Here is a 22,916-nt window from a genome sequence, read left to right as displayed (position 1 = left end):
CCCTCGCACCCATGATCCCGCGTCCCAGCGCGGACACCCGATATTATGCCGCCCGGCCGTGCGGGGACGGACCGCGACCGGACAGGCTGAAATGCCGGTAGAATCCCCGCTTCGTCAACTCCGATGCCAGAAAATACGCCAGAGAAATGACCAGCACGGCCGTGAGCACCCCGGCGGGAAGCGGCTTGAGCCCGAACAGCGCCCCGGGGGGAATATAGGGCAGGATCAGGGTCAGCGCGGCGACCGGCAGCGTGCTCCATACCAGCAAGCGACCCGGACGGCTGCGATGGAGCGGCCTGTAGGTGCGGATCACGAATACGATGAACAGTTCGGTGACCAGCGACTCGACAAACCACCCGGTCCGGAACAGTTCCGGCTGATCGCCGACCAGCAGCCACAGCACTCCGAAGGTCAGCAGATCGAACGCCGTGCTGATCAGTCCGAACGTGATCATGAAATTGCGCAACAGCCCCAGATCCCACCGATGAGGCGTGCGCTTCCATCCCCGATCCACGTTGTCGCTGGCGATGCCGACGGCGGGGATGTCAGACAGAAAATTGTTGAGCAGCACCTGCGTTGCGAGCAGCGGAAGGAACGGCAGGAAAAACGAGGCGGCAGCCATGCTGATCATATTACCGAAGTTGGCGCTGGTGGTGATGAACACGTATTTAATCGTATTGGCGAAGGTCCGGCGTCCCTCCTCGACGCCGCGCCGCACCACGTCGAGATCATGTTCGAGCAAGACGAAGTCGGCGGCCTCCTTGGCAACGTCAGTCGCTCCGTCGACAGAGATGCCCACGTCGGCAGCGTGCAGCGCCGGGGCATCGTTGATACCGTCGCCAAGATAGCCGACCACGCGGCCAGACTTCTGCAAGGCCCGGATCAGTTTCTCCTTCTGGTTCGGATCGACCTCGGCGAAGACCGCCACCTGCCGGACCAGGTGCCACAGGGCCTCATCCTTCATCATCGTCAACTCGCCGCCCGTGACGATTCGGGGCGATTCAAGTCCCACCGATTCCGCGACGTGCCGCGCGATGAATCCGTTGTCGCCGGTAATCAATTTGATTTCCACGCCCAGATGGCGCAATCCCTCCAGCGTCCGGCGTACGCCGTCCTTCGGCGGATCGAAAAACAGCAGATAGCCCTCGAATGTCATTTCCCTCTCGTCCTCGCGACGGTAGGCTGTTCGCGCCGGGAGGGTGCGCGAGGCCAAGCCGAGCACGCGATAGCCCTGGGAGCTCCAATCTTCGAAGCGCTGGCGTATCAGTACCCGCAGGGTATCGTCCAACGGCTCGGCACGGCCGTTGCGGCGCACCCGGCCGGACACCTCCAGCACGTTGTCGAGGGCGCCCTTGGTGATCATGAGCGGCCCGGCCCGGTCTCCGTCACCGATTACGATGCTCAGGCGCTTGCGCACGAAATCATATGGAATCTCATCCAGTTTTCTCACTCCGTCAGTGCGCAGGCTGGCGGCGCACCCTTCCCTCACGACAGCTTCATCGAGGGGATTCACAAGGCCGGTCTGCTGGCTGGAGTTGAGATACGCGAGCCGCAGTATGGCATCATCAGCTCGACCATCGACATCCTCGACCCGATGCAGGCGCACCACCCCTTCGGTCAGCGTTCCGGTCTTGTCGGTACAAAGGACATCCATGCTGCCGAGGTTCTCGATTGCGTTGGGGCGCTTTACGATTACGCCCTGCCGCGCCATTGCCTGGGCGCCACGCGCCAGCGTTATGGCCAGAATCGCCGGTAAAAGTTCGGGCGACAACCCGACCGCGAGCGCAATCGCAAACAGCAGGGTGTCGATTGTCGGCCGCTGCAACAGTATGTTGGCGGCCAGAACCCCCAGCACGACGAAGATCATGATATGCAGGAGAAGTCCGCCGAATCGGCGCAGACCACGCTCGAACGCGGTCTCCGGCGGCGGTGCCAGCAAGGCGCCGCCGATACGGCCGAATAGGGTCTCCCTGCCGGTGGCGATGATGAGCGCCGTCGCCGTGCCACTGCGCACCGATGTGCCCTTGAACACACAATTCCCGCGCGCGGCTGGCTCCGCTTCCACGGGCGCGGTTCCCGGCTGCTTCTCCACCGGGAATGTCTCGCCGGTCAGCAGAGATTGGCTGAGAAAGAAATCTTTCGCCGCGAGCAGGACTCCGTCCGCCGGCACGAGGCATCCGGCCGACAATACGACAACGTCGCCGGGTACGATCTCGACGCTGGCGACAGACCGTTCCGCACCGTCACGCAACACCGTTGCAGCCAGGGTGACGCGACTCCGCAACCGATCAACAGCGTTTGAGGCGCGATGCTCCTGCAGTGTACTCAACACCGCGCTGATCAAGACGATGCCGAGCACAACCATGGCATCGACCCATTCGTGCACCACGACGGACACCAGCGCCGCGAAGATCAGGATGAGCAGCAAGGGACTGCGGAAACGATCGAGCAACAGGCGGCCAAGGCCGTCGCGCCGGCGCTCGACCAGTTCGTTCGGTCCACATTGCTCCAGGCGCATACGCGCCTCCGCGGAACCGAGGCCACCGGGACCGCTGCGCAGCTCACGCATCAGATCCGCGACCGGCCGGCTCCAGTACGCCTGCGGCGCGGACTGTGGATTCAGCGTGACGATTTATCCACCCTCTTTACGATCTGCCGGCGCAGATATGCCGCCCAGACCACCATGCCGACCGCGGCGATGCCGGCCGCTATGAGCAATTCGTAGCGCTTCAACTCGCCCAGCACCATTTCCATCGAATGTCCGACCAGGTAGCCGAGCGCGCCGAGGGCCGCGGCCCACAGCGCCGCCCCGAGGGCGTTCATCACGAGAAACCGCAACGGGGCCACCCGGCTGGCGCCGATGATCAGGGGAGTGATGGTGCGGAAGCCGTAGACAAAACGGAATCCGAGTATGACCCAGGTCTGGTGCCGGTGCAGCAGCTCGAATACGCGGCGTGATTTCGCACGCCAGGCCGGTCGACGCTCGATGAATTCCGCGCCGCGAAAACGCCCCAGGTAAAAAAACAGCTGGTCACCGCAGAAGGTACCCAGAAAGGCGGCGAGCCAGACCCCGGTCAGATCCAGATAGCCGCGATGGGCAAGGAACCCGGCCAGCAGCAGCACCGTCTCCCCTTCGAGAAATGTACCGATGAAAACGGCGAGGTAGCCGTAATGCTGGATGATGCCTTCGAGCGCGGCCGGGATCATCGGGTCAGGCGCTTCAGCGGGTTCGGTGACGGCGGCGGGCATCGCCGCCAGGTATCTCGTTCATTGACGATCCGTCTCGCGCTTCCGTCGCCACAGGCGCGCGATCTCGTCCTCGCCCAGGGGCCGGTCATGTTTCACGCTCAGGCTCGCGGACCATTCCCGCGCAAAATCCTTCTGCAGGTAGAGGTTGATGGCGAGCACGACCAGCATGGCGATGAAGGCGCCGGTGCTCGCCAGCAGCATGTCCTTGTGCGCATCCCACACATCGCCCTGGGTCCCCAGGTAGGCCATGCCGAGTTCCCCGCCGAACAGCTCCGCCGCGCCCCACTCGACCAGCTCATAGATCATCGAGGTCGACATCGCGAAATCGAGCGGCAGGAAATAGCTCCAGAAACCGCCGGCGCCCGCCACCCGGAAGTATACCTCGCGAATCGGATAGAACAGCAGAAGCCCATAAAGGAAATGCACGATGCGATCGAAGTTGTTGCGCTCCCAGCCGACCAGGTCGTTGAATCCGGCGCCAGTGAGCGCGCGGAACCAGGCGTCGTAGGGCACCTCGGCATACGTGTAGTGCGCGCCGATCTCATGAATGAACAGGAAAATGAAAATCAGGACGTAGGACACCCGCGACAGCGGCAGACGCCGCACCGTCAGCCAGAGCAGGCCGATGAAGACGAGTGGCAGGACGTTCTCCAGCAGCCAGTCGCCGCGATAGTTGGGGTCGATCGCAAGCAGCAGCCACTCGAGCGCGAACAGCAGGGTCAACACCCGCAGTGCGCGGCGATGGGGAGCAGCCCACGCCGACGTCATCACGACAACCGTGACAGCACCACGGAAACCATCATCGCGATCACCACGCCGACCACCGGGGCCGCGGCGATCATGAGCCCCGGTAGCGGCGCCACCGCGCCCTCGGCGCCGGTGCGGCCGGGAAGCGCCATGAAGACCAGTGTCGGGAACGGAAACAGGATGGCCGAACCGATCACCGCGAGCCAGGCCTTCGGCACCGACCAGCCGAGGTCGAAGCAGCGGCGCAGCGTAAGCGGGATCAACCACAGCATCAGGGTCAGCATCAGCACAAGGTGTCCCCAGAAGCTGGTCTCGTGCATCGAACCCCGTGTTTGCCCGTTCAGCGCGATCAGGGCGAGAGTCAGCAGCGCGGCGAGCCCGAACAGTATGGCGGCGACGAAACGCCCGCGATCCAGGGCGCCAGTGAGACTGAACAAGGGACGACGTGCGGACATGGTGATGATCAGTGTCAGTCAGTTCGATGCAGGATCATAGCGCGGCGCCCCGCGCCGGGCAACGCGATCCGGACCCCACCTCAGGCGTAGGGCTCGAACTGCGCGAGTCGTTCCGGTTCGCCGCGCGCGGCCTCGACCCACTCGACCATGGCCGGCAGCGCGAGCAGCGTCGTGGCATAGGCGGCGCAGACCGGATCGAGTTTCACGTCGTAGGTCTGGAAGCGCAGCGCGACCGGCGCGTACATCGCGTCGGCGATGGAGAAGTCGCCGAACAGCATGGGGCCGTCCTCGTCGTAGTCGGTGCGGCAGCGCCGCCACAGGGCGAAGATGCGTTCGATGTCCTTCCCCGTCTCGGGATTGAGGCCGCGGCCGGGGAAATAGCCACGGCAGTTCATCGGCATGTGCTGGCGCAGGGCGCGAAACCCGGCGTGCATCTCGGCCGCCGCCGAGCGCGCCACCGCCCGCGCGGTCTGGTCCGCCGGCCACAGCGCCCTGTCGGGGTACAGCTCATGCACGTACTCGCAGATGGCGAGCGAATCCCACACCGTAACCTGTCCGTGCCGCAGCACCGGCAACAGCCCGGAGGGTGACAGCGCCGAGATCTGCTCGCGCGTGTCCTCGCTGTAGAGCGGGATTCGCACCTCCTCGAACGGGATGCCGGCCTGGCGCAGCAACAGCCACGGTCGCAGGGACCATGAGGAGTAGTTCTTGTTGCCGATGATCAGGGTCAGTGCCGCCATGATGCGCACACTCGGATCCGGTCCGCGGACCGGGGAAAACTGACATCATGGCGGACCGCAGCGGGGCACCTGTCCGTCCGCTCCCGCGCCCCTCACCACACGTGCAGGGACGAAGACCGTTCCCGCGCTTCAGGACGCGGTTGCAATCCCCTGTTCGAGCGGCAGCTCGGCGGCCCGCCAGCCGCAGATGCCGCTGGACAGCACACAGACGTTGACGTAACCCATCTGCTTGGCGCGGCGCGCGGCATACGGGCTGGCGCCGGACCACGGCCCCGAACAATAGAACACGACGCAGGAATTCTTGTCTTCCGGGAGATGACGTTCCGGATATTCGGCCGGGTCGATGTTGACGGCGCCGGGGACGTGGCCGTTGAGCCAGCTCCCGGGCGAAGTCGCGTCGAACACGGATACGGCGCCGCACTGGATTTTCTGGTGCAGGCGCCAGGGCGATATCGTTGCGACACCCATCATTCGTGCAAACATGTTGGTACCCTCCCCCCAGGTCGATGCCAAACGATGTTGCGATCCGATGCAACGGGTAACGAAGATGCGAGACCTACGAGGTCTATGCTACCCCGTCCGGACCAGTGTTGCCAACCGGAGACAGCGATTCCCGCCCGCGCGGCGGGACCGAGGTGTGTACTGATTGTTCTGAAAGGTATTTTTCGCGACCCCACGCGGCCCTCGTATGGGCCACGGGCTAGAAGCCCAGCTCCTTTTCGAGATCGTCCTGCTCTTTCTTGAACTGCTCCTGGCGCTGGGTCTCCTTCTTCTGGTTCGCCTGCGCCGTCTGTTTCTCCAGCGCCGCCGCCTTGGCGTCAGCCCCGGCGAGACGATAGAAGTTCGCGGCCGTGGTCGTTTCACCGGTCTTCACGTAACCGTCGCCCAAGCGCATCGCCTTGTCCCTGACCTGCTGCATCTTCTGCGGTTTGTCCGCAATGTCGTAATAGCGGATCGCATTTTCCAGCATGCCGAGTCCGTCTTTCGCGATCAGCGTGTCGCCGCGCTTCTCGGCGCGCTCCGCCTTCCGCTTCCGCTGGTCGTCGCCGAGATAGCGCAGCCAGTCGCCCGCCCGGTCCAGCTCATCGAACGACACCGCGCGGGCGGCGAAGGCACGCTCCTCCTCGGCCAGCTGCTTGTCCGCGTTCCGTGCCGCCATCGCGCGCAGCTCCTTCAGGGTGGGCTCGGCCTCGCGGCGCTTGAAGTAGTCGTAGGCATTGCCGAATACGCTGACATCCTCGGGCCTCGACTTCACATGCAGCAGCTTTACCCGGTCCGCCTCGGCCGTCAGGCCGCCGCGCACATACCAGTCGAAGGCGGCAGCAAACTGCCCCTTCTTCTCTTCCTGGCCGCCCAGCGTCCTGCCGACGCGCTGCCTGAGCGCATCGACGCGCCTCTGATCGGCGCACATGGTGTCGACCGCCGTCGCCATGTTGTAGGCCTCGCGCAGCTTGCCGGCCTGCTCCAGCGCCTCCGCCCTGTTCAGCTGCGCCACGGCTTGCGCCTCGTCCTCGGTGGCGCAACCATCCGCCCGCACCGTCGGGATCGCGGCTGCGAGACTCGCGGCGCACGCCAGCAACGCCAGCGCCTTCATACCTGCCCTCATGGATCGCCCCCTCATTTCACCATATCGATGATGTTCTTCAGGCCGAAGCCGCGCTTCTCCTTCTTATCCGCCGGGGCCTGCTGTTCCTCCGCACCGGCAGACCCGGACTCATCGCCCGCCGGCTCCTCCCCGCCGCCGCCCATCAGCATGTTCATCATGCTCATCTTCTCGTATCCCGCGGGGATCTCGAACAGCGCCGCATCCTGGCTGCCGACGTTGATGTTCTTCAGTTCCTTCTTGATGCGCGCCTTGCTGCCCTTGTCGATCGCGATCACGTCCATCTTCACCACGATGCCTTCATTGCTCGTCCACCAGAAGCCGCCCATCTTGTCGCCTTTCCTGCCGGTCATGACGATCTTGCTCTTGGTCGTCATGACCCCGTTGACTTCTTCCGGGCCGACCGTCGTCTGCTCGACCTCGTAGCCCGACAGGTCGCCCTGGCCGGCACCGGCGTCGCCCAGCTTGATCTCCATGTACATGCGCTGTTCCGGCATCAGCGTCCACATCACCTTCTTGTCGGGACGCGTGATCATGATCTGGCGCATGCCCTCAATCAGCATCTCGCGCCGCTCCTTGCCACCGGAGTAATACGCCGGACCTTCGACCGACATCTCCGCCGTTTCCATGATCTCATCGGCGGAGTAATCCACCGGTGCCGGCTGCACTGCCAGCGCCGCTCCCGCCAGCCCCCAGGCCACCAGCGCCAGCCAAGCTCTGTTACGCATAAAAGGTCCCCCCTGTGTTGATTTGCATCATGCGCATGGACGCACCGCTCCGCCGTCAGGACATGCCGGCATCATGGTACCGGTGCCTGCTCCGTCGCCGTCCCCTCATCCTGCGCCTCTTCGCGCTCCCGCCGGTACTGCTCGTAGCCGACGTGGTCAACCTCATCGAGGCAGGGCTGCACCTCGCCGTGCGGCAGCCTGTAACATTCCTGGCGACGCGTATCCTGCAGCCCTTGATACCAGGCCTTGTAGGTGCAACCTGCGCACATGAGGGGAAGGAGAACCGCCAAGGCCCCGATGTATCTCACCGTCGTCAGTCTCCCTTGCCTGTGACCGCGCTCACTGGCCGCATGATAGCGCAAGTCTCCGGGGTCCGACATCGCGCCCGCTGCCGGCCTACCCGTGCCCCGGTTCCAGCTCGATAAGCTGCGGCGTGACCCGGTCCCCGTCGACGATCAGGCGGCCGACCGCGATCGGGAGCGTAAAACGGCGCGGCCCGGCGCTGCCCGGATTCACGTACAGAACACCGCCCGCCTCGCGCCAGTCCGGCCGGTGCGAATGCCCGGACACGACCACCCGGAAGCCGGCCGCCGCCGGATCCCGATCGATCCCGGCGAGCGAGTGCAGGACGTACAGCAGGCAATCGCCGACCGCCAGCACCCCGGTCTCGGCCAGGTCGGCCGCCCAGGGTTCGCGGTCATTATTGCCGCGGATCGCGGTGACCGGCGCGAGCGCGGCCAGCGCAGGCAGGATATCGGGCGAACCGATATCGCCCGCGTGCACGATGTAATCGCTGCCGCGCAGGGCCGCGACCGCTTCGGGCCGCAGCAGTCCGTGCGTATCGGAGATCAGACCCACCGTGTAGCTTCGTTTCGCTGCCATTCTCTTCCCCATTCGCGCGAAAATACCGCGGCGATACTCTGTAGCCCGGATACAGGCGCGCAGCGCCGGCATCCGGGGAGACACTCCGCTTTCCCACGGATTCCGCTGTGCTGCATCCGGGCTATCAACCTGTCAGCGATCGCGCCGCCAACCATGCCTGGGCCCCGCGTCCGGCGGCATACCCGCTGGCGAAGCAGGCGGTGAGCAGGTAACCGCCCGTCGGCGCCTCCCAGTCGAGCATCTCGCCGGCGCAGAACACACCGGGCAGTTCCCGGATCATCAGGTGCGCGTCCAGCGCCTCGAAAGCGACGCCGCCGGCCGTGCTGATCGCCTCGGCCAGCGGTCGCGCGGCCGCGAGCCGCAGCGGTACCGACTTGATCGCCGCCGCCAACCGTTCGGGCACCGCGAAATCCTGCGCCGGGACACACTCGCGCAACACCCCCGCCTTCACGCCTTCGATCCCCAGCGCGCGACGCAGGTGATTCGCCATCGATTTCGCGCCGCGCGGCCGTTCGAGCGCCTCAAGCACCCGTGACGGCTCACGGTCGGGGACCAGATCAAGGTGAATCAACGCGGCGCCGTCCGCCGCGATGGCATCGCGTAGCGACGCGGACAGCGTGTAGATCATTCCGCCCTCCACGCCGCCGGCGGTGATGATGAACTCGCCCCGACCCCGCTGCGTGACACCCGCCGCGTCGGTGAACGCCAGGCCGACCGATTTGAGCGGCTGGCCGGCGAAACGCGTTCTGAAGTGGTCGCTCCAGCCGACATCGAAGCCGCAGTTCGCCGGCCTGAGCGGTGCAACCGCGACGCCGCGGGCCTGCAGCAGTTTCACCCAGGCCGCGTCGGATCCGAGCTGCGGCCAGCTCGCGCCGCCCAGCGCGAGTACCACGGCATCGGCCTTGAGCCGATGCATGCCGCGCGACGTGTCGAACACCAGCGCGCCGTCCTCGTCCCAGCCGCGCCAGCGATGGCGGACGTGGATGCGCGTCCCGGCCCCGCGCAGACGGTGCAGCCAGGCGCGCAGCAGCGGCGCCGCCTTCATCCGGGCCGGAAAGACGCGGCCGGACGAACCGACGAAGGTCTCGATACCGAGCCCATGCGCCCAGGCGCGCAAGGCCTCCGGTCCGAAGGCGGCCAGCAGCGGTTCGATCCGCGCGCGCCGCGCGCCGTAACGTCCGAGGAACGTCCCCCGTTCCTCGGCATGGGTCAGGTTCAACCCGCCCTTGCCGGCGAGCAGGAACTTCCGTCCCACCGAGGGCATGGCGTCGAACAGTTCGACGCGCACGCCGCCCGCGCCCAGGACCTCCGCCGCCATCAGCCCGGCGGGTCCGCCACCGATCACCGCGACCGGGGCTGGGGAAGATACGGATACGGCAGGCATGGGTTCGCTCACGGGGGACACTGATGGCGCAGACTACCATATCCCGCGCAGCACGCGCTCGGGACCGGTGATGCAGCGGATCCGCAGGGCGGCGATTGCGCTTTTTCGCGCGGGCACGTATTAATGGACGGCATGATGAATTCGACGCCACAGAAAAACACGGCGCTCACCATCCTCGGCGCGGGCTACGTCGGCCAGGCCCTGCTGCGGCGCTTTCCCGCCGCGGCCGCGACACGCCGTCAGGCGATGCCGCCGGCCCTGGCATTTGATCTGCGTGATCCCGTCAGCTGGAACAACCCGCCACTCGCGAACCGCATGGTGGTGTGGACCTTCCCGGCCGAGCCGCCCGCCCTCGTGCAGGCCTTCTCCGCCGCGCGGCTGCAGGATGCCGCCGGCCTCATCGTGCTCGGCAGCACCTCGGCCTATCGGGTGCCCGATGCCGCGGACTCACCGCCTGTGAGCGTGACCGAAGCGTCGCCGCTGGACCTGAATCAGCCGCGCGTGCAGGGCGAGGAATGGCTGCGCGAACGCGGCGCCACGGTGCTGCGGCTGGCCGGCATCTTCGGGCCCGGGCGCGACCCCGTCGGCTGGCTGCGGAAGGGTCTCATCAAGGATGGCGCGAAGCTGGTCAACCTGATCCACGTCGACGACATCGTCGCGGTGATCGCCGAACTGCTGGCGCACCCGCGACCCGGCGAACGCATCAATGTCGCCGACGGTCAACCCGTGTCCTGGCGCGAACTGGCGGCGCGCTTCCGGCACGACGGTCGAATCCCTCCCGATTTCACGCTGCCGGAAAGCCGCCCGGGCGAGTACGGAAAACGCGTCGATACCGGGCGGTTGTGCCGCATACTACCCAGTCATCGCTTCCTGCACCCGTAGGGAACCGCGCAACTTCCAGGGTTTTCTCCGAAGTTTCCCCTTCACGGCGGCTTCCGATACAATCAGACCGTGAACGCAATGAACTCACTCAATCTTTTGATCATCACCCTGTCGCCGACACGCGGAACATCCTCCGTGCCGGCGCGACACCTGGCACGCGCCTAGTCCCCACACCGCCGCTTACGCGCAATGCGCCTCGGCAGCGACCGTGGCGCGGAGAGATCTTTTCACCCTTATTCACGAGGACGCATTCATGGAAAATCGGCCCCCCATCATCGTATCCAGCCTGGACCTGCAACGCCTGGAGCGTCTGCTCGACTGCGAATCCTGCAGTCACCCCGCGGGCAGCGCGGCCCTGCAGGGCGAACTCGACCGGGCGAGCATCGTCGATCCCGTGGAGATCCCGCCTGAGGTCGTCACGATGAATACGGTCGTTCGCTTCCGCGACGAGACCTCCCGCCTGGACCATGAACTCACGCTGGTCTACCCGCGGGGCGCCAACGGTCCCGGCACGGTGTCCGTGCTGGCCCCGGTCGGCAGCGCCTTGCTCGGGCTCTCGGTCGGCCAGGCGATCACCTGGCGCATCCCTGGCGGCCGCGAGACCCGGCTGCGCGTACTGGAGATCGTGCGACAGCCGGAGGCCATGGGCGAATATCACCGGTGAGAAATGTCGGGAGGAAACGGGGACACCCAGTTTCCTCCCGGGCCCTCAGGGCGCCTCGACGATCAGGTGGGTCAGCCGCCGGACCGCCGGCAGCACCACCAGCACGGTTGGAAAGGCGATCATCCACGACCAGCCCCATGCCCCCAGCCAGGTGTGCAGCAACCCATGGGTCATACCCATGCCGTGCAGGGTGCTGACGAAGGAGACGATGCCGCTCATGAAGATGGACAGCAGCAACGGCATGACGATACCGGCGTAACGCGCCGGGATACGTCTGCGGCGAACCGGCGCCGGGGTATCGGGGCGGGCATTCATGCGACACTGCCGGAAGCGGGCCGGTCGCTGAACGCATGACGGTTCTTACCCTGTTTTTTGGCCACATACAGGGCGCGATCCGAGTTGTCGATCAACTCCGCCGCGTCCATCCCGTTCTGTGGATACAGCGCGATCCCGATGCTGATCGCCGGGGCATACGACTCGCCCTCGAATTCGATCGGCTGGCGGACCGCCTGAAGCAGCCGTTCCACGACCCGCACGATCAGTTCATGCGAAGTGATCTCCACCGACAGGGCCAGAAACTCGTCCCCGCCCAGTCGCGCCAGGGTATCGGATTCGCGCACCGCCGATCGCAGCCGAGCGGCGATCTCGACCAGTACCCGATCGCCCTCGACATGACCGTAGGTATCGTTGATACGCTTGAAGTCGTCCAGATCGATGCTGAGGATCGCGACAGCCTCATTCTTGCGCCTGGCGACCGCGATCGCGTGGTCGATCCGGTCCATCAGCAGCGCGCGATTGGGCAGACCGGTCAGAAAGTCGTGCGTGGCGAGCCGTTCCGCCTTTGCCTTCGCGGCGCGCAATTCCCGTTCCAGCACCTTGAGCGGCGTCACATCCGCGACATGCACAATGATACCGCGCACCGAATCGCCGGCGAGGTCCGGGGTATACGTGGCGATGCTGCTCCGCACGGCGCCGCCCGGCGTCGGGATGTCCCGCTCGAACACCTGCACCTCGCCCCGGTAGGCAGCCCGTATATACGGCAGGTTCATTTCGTACAATGGACCGAGCAGTTGCTGCAGGCGGCTGCCGATCAGTTCGTCGCGCGTCTTGCCGAACCATTCATGGTAGGCGCCGTTCACGAATACGCACTCTTCATTCTCATCCCAGTACGCCACCATCGCCGGGATATTGTCCACCACGTGGAGGGCATGCCGTTTCATCTCATCATCTGAGATTCGCCGATCAGTCGTATCGCTACGCATGTCTCATTTCTCTATCGATCTGGATTCGTTGGTTTCTCGCCGCTGCCGGAAGAAATCCGTCAACAGGCGCCCGCACTCCCCGGCCAGCAGGCCGCCCTCGACCTCGACCACATGGTTGACCCTGCCCGAGGCAAAGACATCGAACACGCTGCCGGCCGCGCCGGTCTTGGGATCGCTCGCGCCGAACACCAACCGTTTGACCCGCGCATGGACGATCGCGCCCGCGCACATCACGCAGGGTTCCAGCGTCACGTACAGCGTGGTATCGACCAAGCGGTAGTTGCCCAGCGCCGCCGCGCCGGCGCGCAGCGCGCCGATCTCCGCGTGCGCGGTGGGATCATGTCCGGAGATCGGATGGTTCCAGCCCTCGCCGATGATCGCGCCGCCCTTCACCAGCACCGCCCCGACCGGCACCTCACCCGCCGCCCGCGCCCGCCGGGCAAGAACCAGGGCATGACGCATCCAGTCTTCATCCGTGCACGGGGTGGCGCGGGGGTCAGGAGAGTCGGTCATGAGGCTCCTCGTGCACGTCTCCCCGGCTCCGCCCTTGCGCAGGACGCTACGGCATGACTGATCGTACTGGCGGTCATTGGTCGAACACTCATTTATAAAACACTATGGATGGCTTCGACAATACCAATCCACGCCCCGGTCCCGGACGAATACAATAATCGGGACACCCCGATCCCGCCTGGGCCATGCACCGACATCAGCTCTTGACATTGCTCCGCGACTACCGTACCCGCTTCATGGACGAGGCGGCGATGGTCGCCAGGACCCGCCTGTTCGTACTGGCGCACGAGCATTGCTTCGACCGCGGTCTGCGCCACGGCCACGTCTCCGGCTCCGCCTGGGTGGTCAATCCCGCCCGCAGCCATGTCTTCCTGCTCCATCACCGCAAGGTCAAGCTGTGGCTGCAGCCGGGCGGTCACGCCGACAACAATCACGACATCATAGACGTGGCCCTGAACGAAACGGCCGAGGAATCGGGCGCGGATCGGGCGGCGGTCCGTCTGCTCAGCGGGGAGATCTTCGACCTCGATGTCCACCTCGTGCACGAGACGGCGAATGAACCCCGTCATTGGCATTATGACATCCGTTTCCTGGTCGAACTGGACGATCGGCTGTACCTGCCCGGAAACGACGAATCGCATGCGGTGGCATGGGTGCCGCTGCACCAGGTCACCTGGCTGAACAATATGCGCTCGATGTATCGGATGGTGCAGAAGACGCGGGTCTGGCAGCGGGCGCCGCGCAGCCTGGCCTGAGCGAATTTCGCTTCGTCCAGGCAAACCGGCCGGGACCCGGCTCAATCCATGCTAGGTCGAGGGCGTCGTCGTCACGCCGGAAAGGCTGTTGAGGGCATGGATCGCCGCGTGCGCCGCCTCGTCGATATCCGCTTCCTTGCCCGCCAGCGTCAGGCGCCCGAAGGCGCCCACCGCCTTGACGTCGACCAGGGTGATCCTGGCGGCCTTTTCCGCCTCGTTCGCGGCATAGACCACATAGCCCGCTGGCTCGGTCTCGAGGATGAACATGCTCTGTCCGGGCAGGATCATCGAGCCGCGCCGATCCTGACGGTTGATCACGACGGCGTGATCGGGCGTGATGGCGCGGATGACCTCGGCCCAGGCGATGCGGCATTTCTGCCGCGCATCCTCGCTGGTCCGCAGCCGACTCAGCGCGCTGTGACCCGCCTCCAGCACATCGCTCTGGCTGCGGTGATGGATCAGCATGGCGCCGAAGGCGCGCTCCACCACCTGCTGCACCAGACGAACCTGAGCGGACTTGAGCGCGACGTCGGTCAGCCGATGGATCGCCATGCCGGGCGACACTTCGAGCCACAGACAGGCGTCGCCCGGTATGGGCAGAAAGCCCTGGGAAACAGTGCCGAGATATTCGGCAAGCTGCGGCTGCAGGGAATCGATGAAGACGTAGGTACGCAGCTGGATCATGAACGCACCCCGCCTTCAGCAGGCCGGGGGCCGAGCCGAGCCCGCGTACGGGACACGCGGTCCACCGATCGCCGCTTCCACTGGCAGGCCACCGTGCAACACAGGCACATGGTCAGCGCTTCGATTTGCGGGGTTTTTTCCAGAGCGGGGCTTCCGGATAGCTGAACCCCGCCTGCTGCAACAGATCATGCATGAAGCTGGCGACTTTCGGCCCCTTGGCCAGCGCAAACTCCAGAAACGCCTTCGCCACCACCGACAACTCCTTGTTGCGCGGATGGACGAGGTACCACTGGCGCTGGATCGGAAAGCCCTTCACGTCGAGCAGCGCCACCGGCCCCTTCACGCCTTCCAACGTCAACACGTGCAGCGATTGTATTGCCAGCCCGAGCCCGCCCACGACCGCGTGCTTGATCGCCTCGTTGCTGCCGAGCTCGAGCCGCACCTTCGGCTGCAGACCGTGCGACTCGAAATACTTGACGATGGTTTCACGGGTGCCCGAACCGGGTTCGCGCAGGATGAACGGCTCCTCGGCGATCCGCTCGAAGGGGATGTTTTTCTGGCTCACCAGGGGATGATTGCGTGATGCCATCACCACGAGCGGATTCGGCGCGAACGGATAGCTCAGGAGGTCCATCTCGCCCGGCGGCGGTTCACCGAGCACATAGAGGTCGTCCTCGTGGGTCAGGATACGCTCGAGTATGCGCTCGCGATTGGAGACCTTGAGGCTGATATCGACTCCCGGATACTCATTGCAAAATTCGCCCAGCATCTCGGGTGCGAAGTATTTGGCGGTGGTGATGACCCCGAGCCGGACCTTGCCGGCGCGCAAGCCCTTGAGGTCGGCGAACTTGGTCTCGATATTGCCCAGGGCGAAGAATATGGTGCGGCAGGCCTGGTAGAGTTCCTGTCCCGCCTCGGTGGCGCGCGTGTGGCGGCCGATCGGCTCGAGCAGCGTGAGACCGACGGAATCGGTGAGCTTCTTCATCTGCAGGCTCACGGTCGGCTGCGTGAGAAAGAGTTCCTCCGCCGCCTTGGTGAAACTGCCGAGACGGACAATGGCCTCGAACACCTGGAGCTGGCGCAAGGTCGCGTGACGAATCAGAAATTCCGATGTACTGGAGTGGCCGCCGGCCGGCTCCTCTCTACCCGTACCTTTCAGTGTCTTCACGGCGATCCTTGTGCTGGGTGCCTTAATAACCGCCAAATTGTCAAAAACCGCCTATATAAAAGGAATCTCCCGGCGCGGCTGGCGTCAGTCCGGCCAGCGTAATCCGCCCAACTGGTAGCTGTCTTCGCCTGTACGGGAGATATCCGGACGGGATATTTCACGGATTCCTTGTCCGCGCTGCACGACTTGTCCAGGGCCGGCGCCGGCGCCCTTGCTCCTGCGCATCCCCTCGACAAGCGGGTTCTTCGGCTTGTTGTCGTTCGCGCTAGCGTCCTTCTCTGTCATGGCTCAACACCTCCGTAATCACGGCCTCGATTTCCTCAACCGCGGGGGTTCCGCGGCTACCGATCGCATACACGGTGGTACCCGTGAGCGCGGCGTTCCTGAACGCCGCCCTGCGGCGCACCGTCGTCCTGAGGGAAGGCAGCCCCAGTTCCTCCAGGGCTTCCTTGACGTCCTTCCAGAGACGCGTATTGGGTTCCACCTGATTCAGCACCACCCAGGCCGAAAGTCGCGGATTGGCCCGTTTGGCAAGAGACACCCATTCTACTACATTCGCACCCGACCACAGGTCCAGGGGGGACGGCTGCATCGGTATCAGCAACAGGTCCGCCTGGCGCAGGACTTCCTGTGTCTGGGGAGCCGCGAACGAAGGCGGACAATCGACCAGCACATAGCGGTACCCATGCCCCGCCCCGGCAATGACTTCAGCCGTCCCGCCATCCGCGGCCGCGACGTCGAAGCCGAGCACACCCTCCTCCGCTACCAGACTCCACTGCCCCGACGACTGCTGCGGGTCCGCGTCGACGACCACCGTGCTGTCCCGGCGCGACAGGCCGGCCGCGAGATTCATGGTGAGGGTGGTCTTTCCGACCCCGCCCTTACTGCTCGCCAGCGCGATGACGGTCATGGCCTGGACGATCAGGCCGCTTCTGCCGTAAATCCATCGAGAGCCTGGGCGTACTTTGCCGCCTCACCCGCCTCATCGAGATAAAGTGTCATGTTCACGTAGGTGCGCCCGAAGCCCATGTCCGGATAGACCTCGGTCGATTCGGACAGGGCCGCGGCCTGATCCAGGAATGCGCGCGTCTCTTCATAATCGGAGAACTCAAAGCGACGCTCAAGCCGCTCCGGAGAGGATTTCCTTTTCCAGTGCTGATGCAGTGTCGTGCTCATGTCGAACTCCAACCGGTTGATGATTCGTACCAAGCCTGCAGTTCCCGGGCATGCTCCTGCTCCTCTTCGAGGAGTTTCTGGAAGAAGCCGGCGTTATCGTGATCACCGCCACGCAGACAGCTGACCGTCGCATCGCTGTACAGCGACACAATGTCCTGCTCCAGACGAACATTATGTGCTATCAACTCACTCAGGCTTGCGCCCACCTTCACCGCCCGCAGCTGAGAGGCCCCCGGCACGACACCCAGCCTCTGCATATGCTGGATGATGCGCTCCGCATGTTTCGTTTCGCCCACGGCCTCCTCGCGCCAATGGCGGCCTTCGTCGTTCAGATTCCAGGCCTCGCACAACGCGGCGTGCGTCATGTACTGCTGCACCGCGCTGAGTTCGAAGCTCAAAGCCCTCCCGAGAAAGCCGGCCGCCCTGACATGAGCCTGATGCCTCGCCGTGATCACCACGCGCCTCCCATCGTCACCTGTCGCGGATCAATCAGCTCCGTTCCGGGCGGCTGCCCTCGATGGCGCCTGGACCGCGATCCAGGATCGGCTCCACCTCGCGGTGGGGACGTGCGATGATGTGCGCGGCCACCAGGCCGTCACCCACGCGCTCGCAGGCATCGGCGCCGGCGCGGACCGCGGCGTTGACCGCACCGGTCTCACCGCGCACGAGCACCGTGACATAGCCGCCACCGACGTACTCACGACCGATCAACCGCACTTCGGCGGCCTTGGTCATAGCGTCCGCCGCTTCGATGGCAGGCACCAGGCCGCGTGTTTCGATCATTCCCAATGCAATGCCGTAGCTTTCAGATGCCATACTCTGTTTCTCCTGTGTCAATAAGTTTGCCGCTGACTATTCCGACTTCAGCCGCTTGGTGTTGCTCCCCGTCGGCAGGACCGGTTCCACCTCACGGTGGGGACGCGCGATGATGTGCGCGGCCACCAGACCGTCACCCACACGCTCGCAGGCGTCGGCGCCGGCGCGGACCGCGGCGTTGACCGCACCGGTCTCACCGCGCACCAGAACCGTCACGTAGCCGCCGCCGACGAATTCCCGCCCGATCAGCCTCACTTCGGCCGCCTTGGTCATGGCGTCCGCCGCCTCGATCGCCGGAACCAGGCCGCGCGTCTCGATCATCCCCAGTGCAATGCCGTAATACTCTTCAGCCATGTCGCTTCTCCTATGGTTATGCCAAATTAAAATACGCTCGTCAGATTGCTGCCGCCTTGATCGAGACCTCGCCGCTCGCGGAGGACTGTCCCTCCGTTTCCCAGTGATCGATGATTCCGCCGATGGTCAGGTCGGTCAGGATGCCGAAATCGCCTGCCGCATAACGCGCCGCCGACCCGCTGACCACGAAGACCCAGTTGCCGTCGCGCGCACCGACCGGATCCACGGCGACCGAATAGCCGCCCAGCGCGTCTCGCAGCACGCGCAGCGAGGTCTTCGCCAGGCCGGGAATGCGGCTGGTACAGACCAGCGGGCGGACGACCTGCAGGATGTCCATCTCAGCCTCCCCCGCTCACGCCGTCGTTCCAGTAGTCGATGATCCCGACGATCGTGAGATCGCTCGGATATTCCTTGCTTCCGGCGGCTTCGCGCGCCGCGGAGCTGCCGACGCAGATCACCCAGTCGCCGGGCACGCAGCCCACCGAGTCCACCGCGACCTGCTGCACCTTGCCGTCACTCACCACCAGCAGATGCTTGTGTTCCAGGCCGGGAATCCGGTTGGTCGACACCAGTGGTTTCTCAACCTTGCAGATCTTCATGGCTAATGCACCTCCGTCGATCCGCCCGACAGCGTCGATTTCACGATTTCGACGCCACCGTCACGCTGGTTGTCGCGTACCACCATCAGCACATGGAGCTTCCCTTCCGCCACCAGGTCCGCGTAGCGGAACTGCAGGGCATTGCCCACCCGCAGGCAGCGCTCCACGGCGCGATCACGGGCGCCGGGGACGGAACCGGCGTAATCGAATCGCACCACCACCGGAACGGGCAGGCCGCGCGCGATGTTGAGGCCGGTGAATATCCTGATGCCGACATCGAGATCATCCGCGCCTTCCTCGACGGTCTTCAGGTAGGCGAAATAGGTCAGGTTGCGCAACTGCAATTCATCGAAGCCCGCGCCGGTGCCGATGAAGCGTTCCTCGTGGCCCACGTCGGCATAAGCGCCGTCGTGGTAGCGACGCACATAATCGATCTGCGAAATGTTGTTCTCGATCAGCCGCGCCATCAGTCGCAGCATGCCCGGAGCGGGTTCCGGAAGTCCGTGGTCCGCGCAGGCGCCCCTGAGTTTCGCCAGGATGCCGCGCCGGGCCCCGTCCGCGCCGCTCGCGCGGGTCTCCTCGTAGAGCGCGGTCACATCGACAAAGCGCCCCAGCGCCATGGCGCCGTTTCCGTCCGGCACATGGACCCGGATGGCGTCGGTATCGGTGTCGATACCGATCAGCAGCAGGTCGATCGAGGCGCCGCAGCAGAAGCTGGTCTCGATGGCCGTCTTGAACTCGATCAGACGGGCGAGTCCCGCGTCCGCCGCGCGCGCGTCGTCGCTGCCGTGAGCCGCACAGCCCTGGTGCGGATCGCTGCTGCAGTAGTGGTACATCACGACCTTGAGATAGCGTGTGCCGGCATCGGACGTGTTCGGCTCACCCTGGCGGTAGCGGCTGTGTTCCACCTCGATCCACTTTTCCAGACTGTCTTCGACGTCGAACATCGCCCCGGCGTGCGCCCGTCGGCGCACGATCGCTTCGGGCAGACGCAGCACATAGCGCACCGCGTGGGCCAGCCGCCCGTCGGCGCAGGGCGTGAAGTCGAGATAATGGTAACCGCAGGACTGCAGGAAGGCGGCGAATTCCCGCGCGTCGCTGCCGAATCCCGCCGACTGGCGGTAATAGCGCTCCACCCATGCGCGATAGGTCTCGAACACGCACCAGGCGTACAGGGCGCGCATGTCCAGCGGATCGACCCAGGCCCGCGCCAGCACATCGGCCGGGAGTTCGTAGCCGAGCGCCTCCCTGCAACGGGCCTGCGCCTTCTGTTCGAAGTCTGCCTCGTGCTGCATGGCGGCGACGGTCCGCAGCAGGGCCTCGATGCCGTCGAAGGCGCCCTTGACGCCTTCCTCGTAGCGCGCGAGCGTCGCATTGTCCTGTTCACGGGTCAGCGGATGCGCGCCGGCGACCGCACCGTACGCGGGTGCGGTGACGGCAGTACGCGGCCCGTTGTTCGGGCTCATCCCCGTCCAACATGTCGACCGATTTGATCTGCGCTTCGCGTACATCGCCTTCCTGACTCGCTATCGTTGCTCAGCCACGGGCGCCGCCGGAGACCGTGATCAGCGCGCCCTTGTCGGTGTTTCCACTGCTGCCGGTCACGCGGCTCGGCACCGCCTCCACCGGCTTTTTTTCCTCCACCGGACGGCGCATCATCGCCATCATCCCGCTGTTCGCGCCGCGTCGGGTCGGATTGCGCTGCATGGCGGAACGGCCTTCGGTGCCGGTCACGCGCTCGTTGCGACCCCAGTCGTCGCCGGTGATCCGCAGGCCGGTATCCATGCCCTCGCCGGTGATGTTGGACCGTGGCACCTCCGGTGCCGGCTGCGGTGCGGCCGGGGCCGCGCCCTCTCCGCCGCCAAAGCGGAATTCCTCGGTGCCGGTGATCTTGCCCGCGCCCATGCCGAACGGCCCGGTGATGTGGCCCTGCTCGTAGCGCGTGCCGGTGACACCGGAAAGCCGCTGTGCGCGCTGCGCCTCCCGCGCCGGGGTGCTGACGCTGAAGGTCCCCTGCCAGGGCGTGCCGCCGAGCGACTGCGGGAAGTCGGGATTACCCGGCACCGCGCCGAGTCCGCCGCAGCTCTGGCCGTACTGATCCTGCCCCACGTAGGGTGTACCGGTGATGGGTTCGCAGGCGCCGCGACGGTCGCCGGTCATCTTGCCGCCGATGCCCGGCTGGAGACCCGTCAGCGCCATGCCGGGTGTCGCGCGTCCGACACGTCCACGCGACCGGGCGGTCCGTCCGTCCTCGGGGCTGCAGTATTCCTGATAGGTTTCGACACCGGCATAAGGCGTCCCGGTGACCGCCTTGCAGGTGCCGGGTTCATCGCCGGTCACGCGTGCCGCGCGTCCGGTCTGGGTCCCGGTGACGAGCTTGCCCCTGAGGGTCTGCGACAGACCGGTCCTGGCCGCCTCGGCACGCGGCGTTTCACGACAGAAAGCTTCGTACTGCTCGCCGCCGACGTATTCGTTACCCGTGATCTGGCGGCAGGTGCTCGGTTCGTCGCCCGTCACCCGCCCACTGCGGCCGACCATCGTGCCGGTCACCTGGCCACCGCGCAGCGTCGAGCTCAGGCCGACCTTCTTGAAAATGGAGCCCGCGGCACCGGAAGAACGCGCCGCCGTGACATAGGGTGTGCCGGTGGTCTCGCGCTCGGCGCCCGCCTCGGTGCCGGTAACCCGCGAGGGCCGGTCGACGTTGCTGCCGCTGACGGTGCGGCCGCCGCCGGTCCGCGTCACGCTGATCTTCGCCGGCACCGCCGCCGGCGCATCGCCGCAAAAATCACTGACCTGTCCCGCGGGAAGGTATTCGTTTCCCGTCACCCGTTTGCAATTGCCGGCTTCGTTACCGGTGACCTTGTTGCTGCGCCCGACTTCGGTACCGGTCACGCTGCGTCCGGCGGCGGTCTTCGTTGTCGACACCTTGCCCGGCCCCGGCATCATGTCGCTCTGGCAGAACTCGCGAAAGATGTCGGCGCCCAGATACTCGGTGCCGGTGATCTCCCGGCAGGTGCTCGGCTCGTCGCCGGTCACCCGCCGGCTGCGCCCGACCTGTGTGCCGGTCACCGCCTGGCCCTTCGCGGTTTCGCTGCTGCCCACTTTCCACGGGGCATCCTGGGCGCCGCCCGCCGCCGGCCGCTGCCGGCCGCTGGGGGCCGAATTCTTCTGGCCGCGGCCGCCGCTGCGGCTGCGTTCGCTGCGCAGTTCTTTGGCGAGTTCGCGCCCGTTCAACTCGGGATTGAGATGACGGGCCCGTTCGGCCGGCGAGCGTACCCGCTCCGTCTGGACAAGCGCCGTGCGGCCCTTTTCGGTCAGCATCCGGCGGCGCGCCTTGGAAAGCTGGCGCCCTTCCGGCTGGCCGATGTTGCGGCGGGTCGCCGCAGCCTTGACCTTCACCGCGGGCCGCGCGACGATACTCGACGCTGCTCCGTTGCCGCCTGATGTCATCCCCGCTTCAATCGCCTTTTCCTCTTCGCGACATCCGCAGCCGCAGTCCTTGTCCGACGTGCGCACGGCGACGGCATCCGCGCGGGTACGCCCGGAGGCCGCGCTCGCGGCAATCCCGCGCTTCCCTTGCGACGTCATCGCCCGTCGGCGTTCCACCGACGCCGCGCGTCCGGTCGAGGACGCGCCGGAGGCCGCTGACCGCTGGCCCTGCAGCGGCGCCGTCGCCGCGGCATTCTGCCCCGGTTCGGCGGCGATGTTGCTCGCTGCCTCCCGTCCGCCGGCCGGTCGTGCCGGCGCGCCGGCACGACCCTTCTGGGTCTGGGCGCGACGACGTTCCAGGGCCTGACGCCTGCCCTCAGACATGTTTGCGGTCAACGCTTGTGCCATGGAAAAGCTCTCTCTCGGTTAAGGGTTCCGATTCACGCCCTGCCGTCAGCCGCGCGCGCGGTATACCACGAAGGCGCCGCCCTGGGACTGGGTGTAATTGTCGTAGCCGACCAGTCGCACGTGATGATCGGGATAGGCGCGATGGCAGGCCTCCAGCTCCGCCACCACGGCGCCCAGATCGGTCTCGCCGAAGAAGGGCAGCTTCCACATCTGCCAGTAGTGGTTGGTCGACTTCGAGGGATGCTCGTGCTCGACCGACGGGGACCAGCCGTTGGCGATGAGGTAACCGATCTGGTCGTAGATCTCGTCCTGGGACATGGGCGGAAGGAAGGAGAAGGTCTCCATCGTATCCTTGGTACGGTAGTCGCTGAGTGCCTGATTGTTGATTGCCATGATGTCCTCGCGTAGTGAGTTTGGG

At 65.6% G+C, this 22,916-nt stretch carries 30 protein-coding genes; 3 read left to right on the top strand and 27 right to left on the bottom strand.

Going from position 1 to position 22,916, the window contains the following annotated elements; translation table 11 throughout:
• Positions 1-43: 43 nt before the first annotated feature.
• The 11 genes from mgtA to IPM20_02355 all read right to left on the bottom strand — a co-directional run bounded on the left by mgtA (position 44) and on the right by IPM20_02355 (position 9,788).
• The gene (mgtA, locus tag IPM20_02405; protein ID MBK9130484.1) at positions 44-2,569 is read right to left on the bottom strand and encodes a magnesium-translocating P-type ATPase; all 2,526 of its coding nucleotides are present in this window, start codon (positions 2,567-2,569) and stop codon (positions 44-46) included.
• A 50-nt stretch (positions 2,570-2,619) separates the two neighbouring features.
• Positions 2,620-3,207, bottom strand: coding sequence for a DedA family protein (locus IPM20_02400; protein MBK9130483.1), 588 nt, complete (start codon positions 3,205-3,207; stop codon positions 2,620-2,622).
• Positions 3,208-3,267: 60 nt separating this feature from the next.
• Positions 3,268-4,017 carry a DUF2238 domain-containing protein gene (locus IPM20_02395; protein MBK9130482.1) on the bottom strand — a complete coding sequence of 250 codons (750 nt, stop codon included), beginning with the start codon at positions 4,015-4,017 and terminating at the stop codon, positions 3,268-3,270.
• A complete protein-coding gene (locus tag IPM20_02390) occupies positions 4,017-4,451 on the bottom strand; it encodes a hypothetical protein (protein ID MBK9130481.1) in 435 nt (144 codons plus the stop codon). Before IPM20_02390 ends, IPM20_02395 begins: the two co-directional genes overlap by 1 nt.
• Positions 4,452-4,531: 80 nt before the next feature.
• Entirely contained in the window at positions 4,532-5,191 is a 660-nt protein-coding gene (locus IPM20_02385; GenBank protein ID MBK9130480.1) for a glutathione S-transferase family protein, read from the bottom strand.
• A 129-nt stretch (positions 5,192-5,320) separates the two neighbouring features.
• Positions 5,321-5,674: a rhodanese-like domain-containing protein gene (locus IPM20_02380; GenBank protein MBK9130479.1), complete on the bottom strand. Its 354-nt coding sequence runs from the start codon at positions 5,672-5,674 to the stop codon at positions 5,321-5,323.
• Between the two features lie 217 nt (positions 5,675-5,891).
• Complete coding sequence (locus tag IPM20_02375; GenBank protein ID MBK9130478.1) at positions 5,892-6,797, bottom strand: hypothetical protein; 906 nt, start codon at positions 6,795-6,797, stop codon at positions 5,892-5,894.
• 11 nt (positions 6,798-6,808) lie between these two features.
• Positions 6,809-7,522: a DUF4412 domain-containing protein gene (locus tag IPM20_02370; GenBank protein ID MBK9130477.1), complete on the bottom strand. Its 714-nt coding sequence runs from the start codon at positions 7,520-7,522 to the stop codon at positions 6,809-6,811.
• Between the two features lie 71 nt (positions 7,523-7,593).
• Positions 7,594-7,791 (bottom strand): hypothetical protein, encoded by a 198-nt coding sequence (locus tag IPM20_02365; GenBank protein MBK9130476.1) that lies wholly within the window; start codon positions 7,789-7,791, stop codon positions 7,594-7,596.
• A 127-nt stretch (positions 7,792-7,918) separates the two neighbouring features.
• On the bottom strand, positions 7,919-8,404 hold the full coding sequence (locus IPM20_02360) for a metallophosphoesterase family protein (GenBank protein MBK9130475.1): 486 nt from the start codon (positions 8,402-8,404) through the stop codon (positions 7,919-7,921).
• A gap of 124 nt (positions 8,405-8,528) precedes the next feature.
• Positions 8,529-9,788, bottom strand: coding sequence for a TIGR03862 family flavoprotein (locus IPM20_02355; GenBank protein ID MBK9130474.1), 1,260 nt, complete (start codon positions 9,786-9,788; stop codon positions 8,529-8,531).
• Between the two features lie 135 nt (positions 9,789-9,923).
• On the opposite strand from IPM20_02355, the gene IPM20_02350 reads away from it, so the two are divergent.
• The gene (locus IPM20_02350) at positions 9,924-10,670 is read left to right on the top strand and encodes a hypothetical protein (protein MBK9130473.1); all 747 of its coding nucleotides are present in this window, start codon (positions 9,924-9,926) and stop codon (positions 10,668-10,670) included.
• Between the two features lie 253 nt (positions 10,671-10,923).
• A complete protein-coding gene (rnk, locus tag IPM20_02345; GenBank protein MBK9130472.1) occupies positions 10,924-11,334 on the top strand; it encodes a nucleoside diphosphate kinase regulator in 411 nt (136 codons plus the stop codon).
• A 45-nt stretch (positions 11,335-11,379) separates the two neighbouring features.
• Here the strand turns inward: rnk and IPM20_02340 are convergent, their stop codons facing one another.
• From IPM20_02340 to tadA, 3 genes are read right to left on the bottom strand one after another with little or no spacing between them, the layout of a single operon-like run.
• Positions 11,380-11,649, bottom strand: coding sequence for a DUF2798 domain-containing protein (locus IPM20_02340; GenBank protein ID MBK9130471.1), 270 nt, complete (start codon positions 11,647-11,649; stop codon positions 11,380-11,382).
• Positions 11,646-12,554, bottom strand: coding sequence for a GGDEF domain-containing protein (locus IPM20_02335; GenBank protein MBK9130470.1), 909 nt, complete (start codon positions 12,552-12,554; stop codon positions 11,646-11,648). The genes IPM20_02340 and IPM20_02335 overlap by 4 nt, the downstream gene beginning before the upstream one ends.
• A gap of 45 nt (positions 12,555-12,599) precedes the next feature.
• Positions 12,600-13,109, bottom strand: a complete 510-nt coding sequence (gene tadA / locus IPM20_02330) for a tRNA adenosine(34) deaminase TadA (GenBank protein MBK9130469.1) — start codon at positions 13,107-13,109, stop codon at positions 12,600-12,602.
• Positions 13,110-13,294: 185 nt separating this feature from the next.
• Here tadA and IPM20_02325 point away from each other — a divergent pair, with 185 nt between their 5' ends.
• Positions 13,295-13,864 carry an NUDIX hydrolase gene (locus tag IPM20_02325; GenBank protein MBK9130468.1) on the top strand — a complete coding sequence of 190 codons (570 nt, stop codon included), beginning with the start codon at positions 13,295-13,297 and terminating at the stop codon, positions 13,862-13,864.
• A 51-nt stretch (positions 13,865-13,915) separates the two neighbouring features.
• Here the strand turns inward: IPM20_02325 and IPM20_02320 are convergent, their stop codons facing one another.
• The 13 genes from IPM20_02320 to IPM20_02260 all read right to left on the bottom strand — a co-directional run bounded on the left by IPM20_02320 (position 13,916) and on the right by IPM20_02260 (position 22,891).
• Positions 13,916-14,548, bottom strand: coding sequence for a hypothetical protein (locus IPM20_02320; protein ID MBK9130467.1), 633 nt, complete (start codon positions 14,546-14,548; stop codon positions 13,916-13,918).
• Positions 14,549-14,660: 112 nt separating this feature from the next.
• On the bottom strand, positions 14,661-15,647 hold the full coding sequence (locus IPM20_02315) for a LysR family transcriptional regulator (protein MBK9130466.1): 987 nt from the start codon (positions 15,645-15,647) through the stop codon (positions 14,661-14,663).
• Positions 15,648-15,800: 153 nt separating this feature from the next.
• On the bottom strand, positions 15,801-16,001 hold the full coding sequence (locus tag IPM20_02310; GenBank protein ID MBK9130465.1) for a hypothetical protein: 201 nt from the start codon (positions 15,999-16,001) through the stop codon (positions 15,801-15,803).
• A complete protein-coding gene (locus IPM20_02305) occupies positions 15,982-16,626 on the bottom strand; it encodes a ParA family protein (GenBank protein MBK9130464.1) in 645 nt (214 codons plus the stop codon). Before IPM20_02305 ends, IPM20_02310 begins: the two co-directional genes overlap by 20 nt.
• Positions 16,627-16,637: 11 nt before the next feature.
• The gene (locus IPM20_02300; protein ID MBK9130463.1) at positions 16,638-16,892 is read right to left on the bottom strand and encodes a 4a-hydroxytetrahydrobiopterin dehydratase; all 255 of its coding nucleotides are present in this window, start codon (positions 16,890-16,892) and stop codon (positions 16,638-16,640) included.
• Positions 16,889-17,257, bottom strand: a complete 369-nt coding sequence (locus IPM20_02295; protein ID MBK9130462.1) for a bacterioferritin — start codon at positions 17,255-17,257, stop codon at positions 16,889-16,891. The genes IPM20_02300 and IPM20_02295 overlap by 4 nt, the downstream gene beginning before the upstream one ends.
• A gap of 124 nt (positions 17,258-17,381) precedes the next feature.
• On the bottom strand, positions 17,382-17,708 hold the full coding sequence (locus tag IPM20_02290) for a BMC domain-containing protein (protein ID MBK9130461.1): 327 nt from the start codon (positions 17,706-17,708) through the stop codon (positions 17,382-17,384).
• Between the two features lie 36 nt (positions 17,709-17,744).
• On the bottom strand, positions 17,745-18,062 hold the full coding sequence (locus tag IPM20_02285) for a BMC domain-containing protein (GenBank protein ID MBK9130460.1): 318 nt from the start codon (positions 18,060-18,062) through the stop codon (positions 17,745-17,747).
• A gap of 40 nt (positions 18,063-18,102) precedes the next feature.
• A complete protein-coding gene (locus IPM20_02280; protein MBK9130459.1) occupies positions 18,103-18,399 on the bottom strand; it encodes a carboxysome peptide B in 297 nt (98 codons plus the stop codon).
• A gap of 1 nt (position 18,400) precedes the next feature.
• Complete coding sequence (locus IPM20_02275; protein ID MBK9130458.1) at positions 18,401-18,661, bottom strand: carboxysome peptide A; 261 nt, start codon at positions 18,659-18,661, stop codon at positions 18,401-18,403.
• A gap of 2 nt (positions 18,662-18,663) precedes the next feature.
• Entirely contained in the window at positions 18,664-20,127 is a 1,464-nt protein-coding gene (locus IPM20_02270) for a carboxysome shell carbonic anhydrase (GenBank protein MBK9130457.1), read from the bottom strand.
• Positions 20,128-20,197: 70 nt separating this feature from the next.
• Positions 20,198-22,249: a carboxysome shell protein gene (locus IPM20_02265; protein ID MBK9130456.1), complete on the bottom strand. Its 2,052-nt coding sequence runs from the start codon at positions 22,247-22,249 to the stop codon at positions 20,198-20,200.
• A 294-nt stretch (positions 22,250-22,543) separates the two neighbouring features.
• On the bottom strand, positions 22,544-22,891 hold the full coding sequence (locus IPM20_02260; GenBank protein MBK9130455.1) for a ribulose bisphosphate carboxylase small subunit: 348 nt from the start codon (positions 22,889-22,891) through the stop codon (positions 22,544-22,546).
• Positions 22,892-22,916 lie beyond the last annotated feature (25 nt).

It is taken from the genome of Gammaproteobacteria bacterium, assembly GCA_016716465.1.
In the GTDB taxonomy this organism is placed as follows: domain Bacteria; phylum Pseudomonadota; class Gammaproteobacteria; order SZUA-140; family SZUA-140; genus JADJWH01.
The sequence above is the reverse complement of the archived record's forward strand: the minus strand, read 5'-3'. Positions and strand labels throughout refer to the sequence as shown.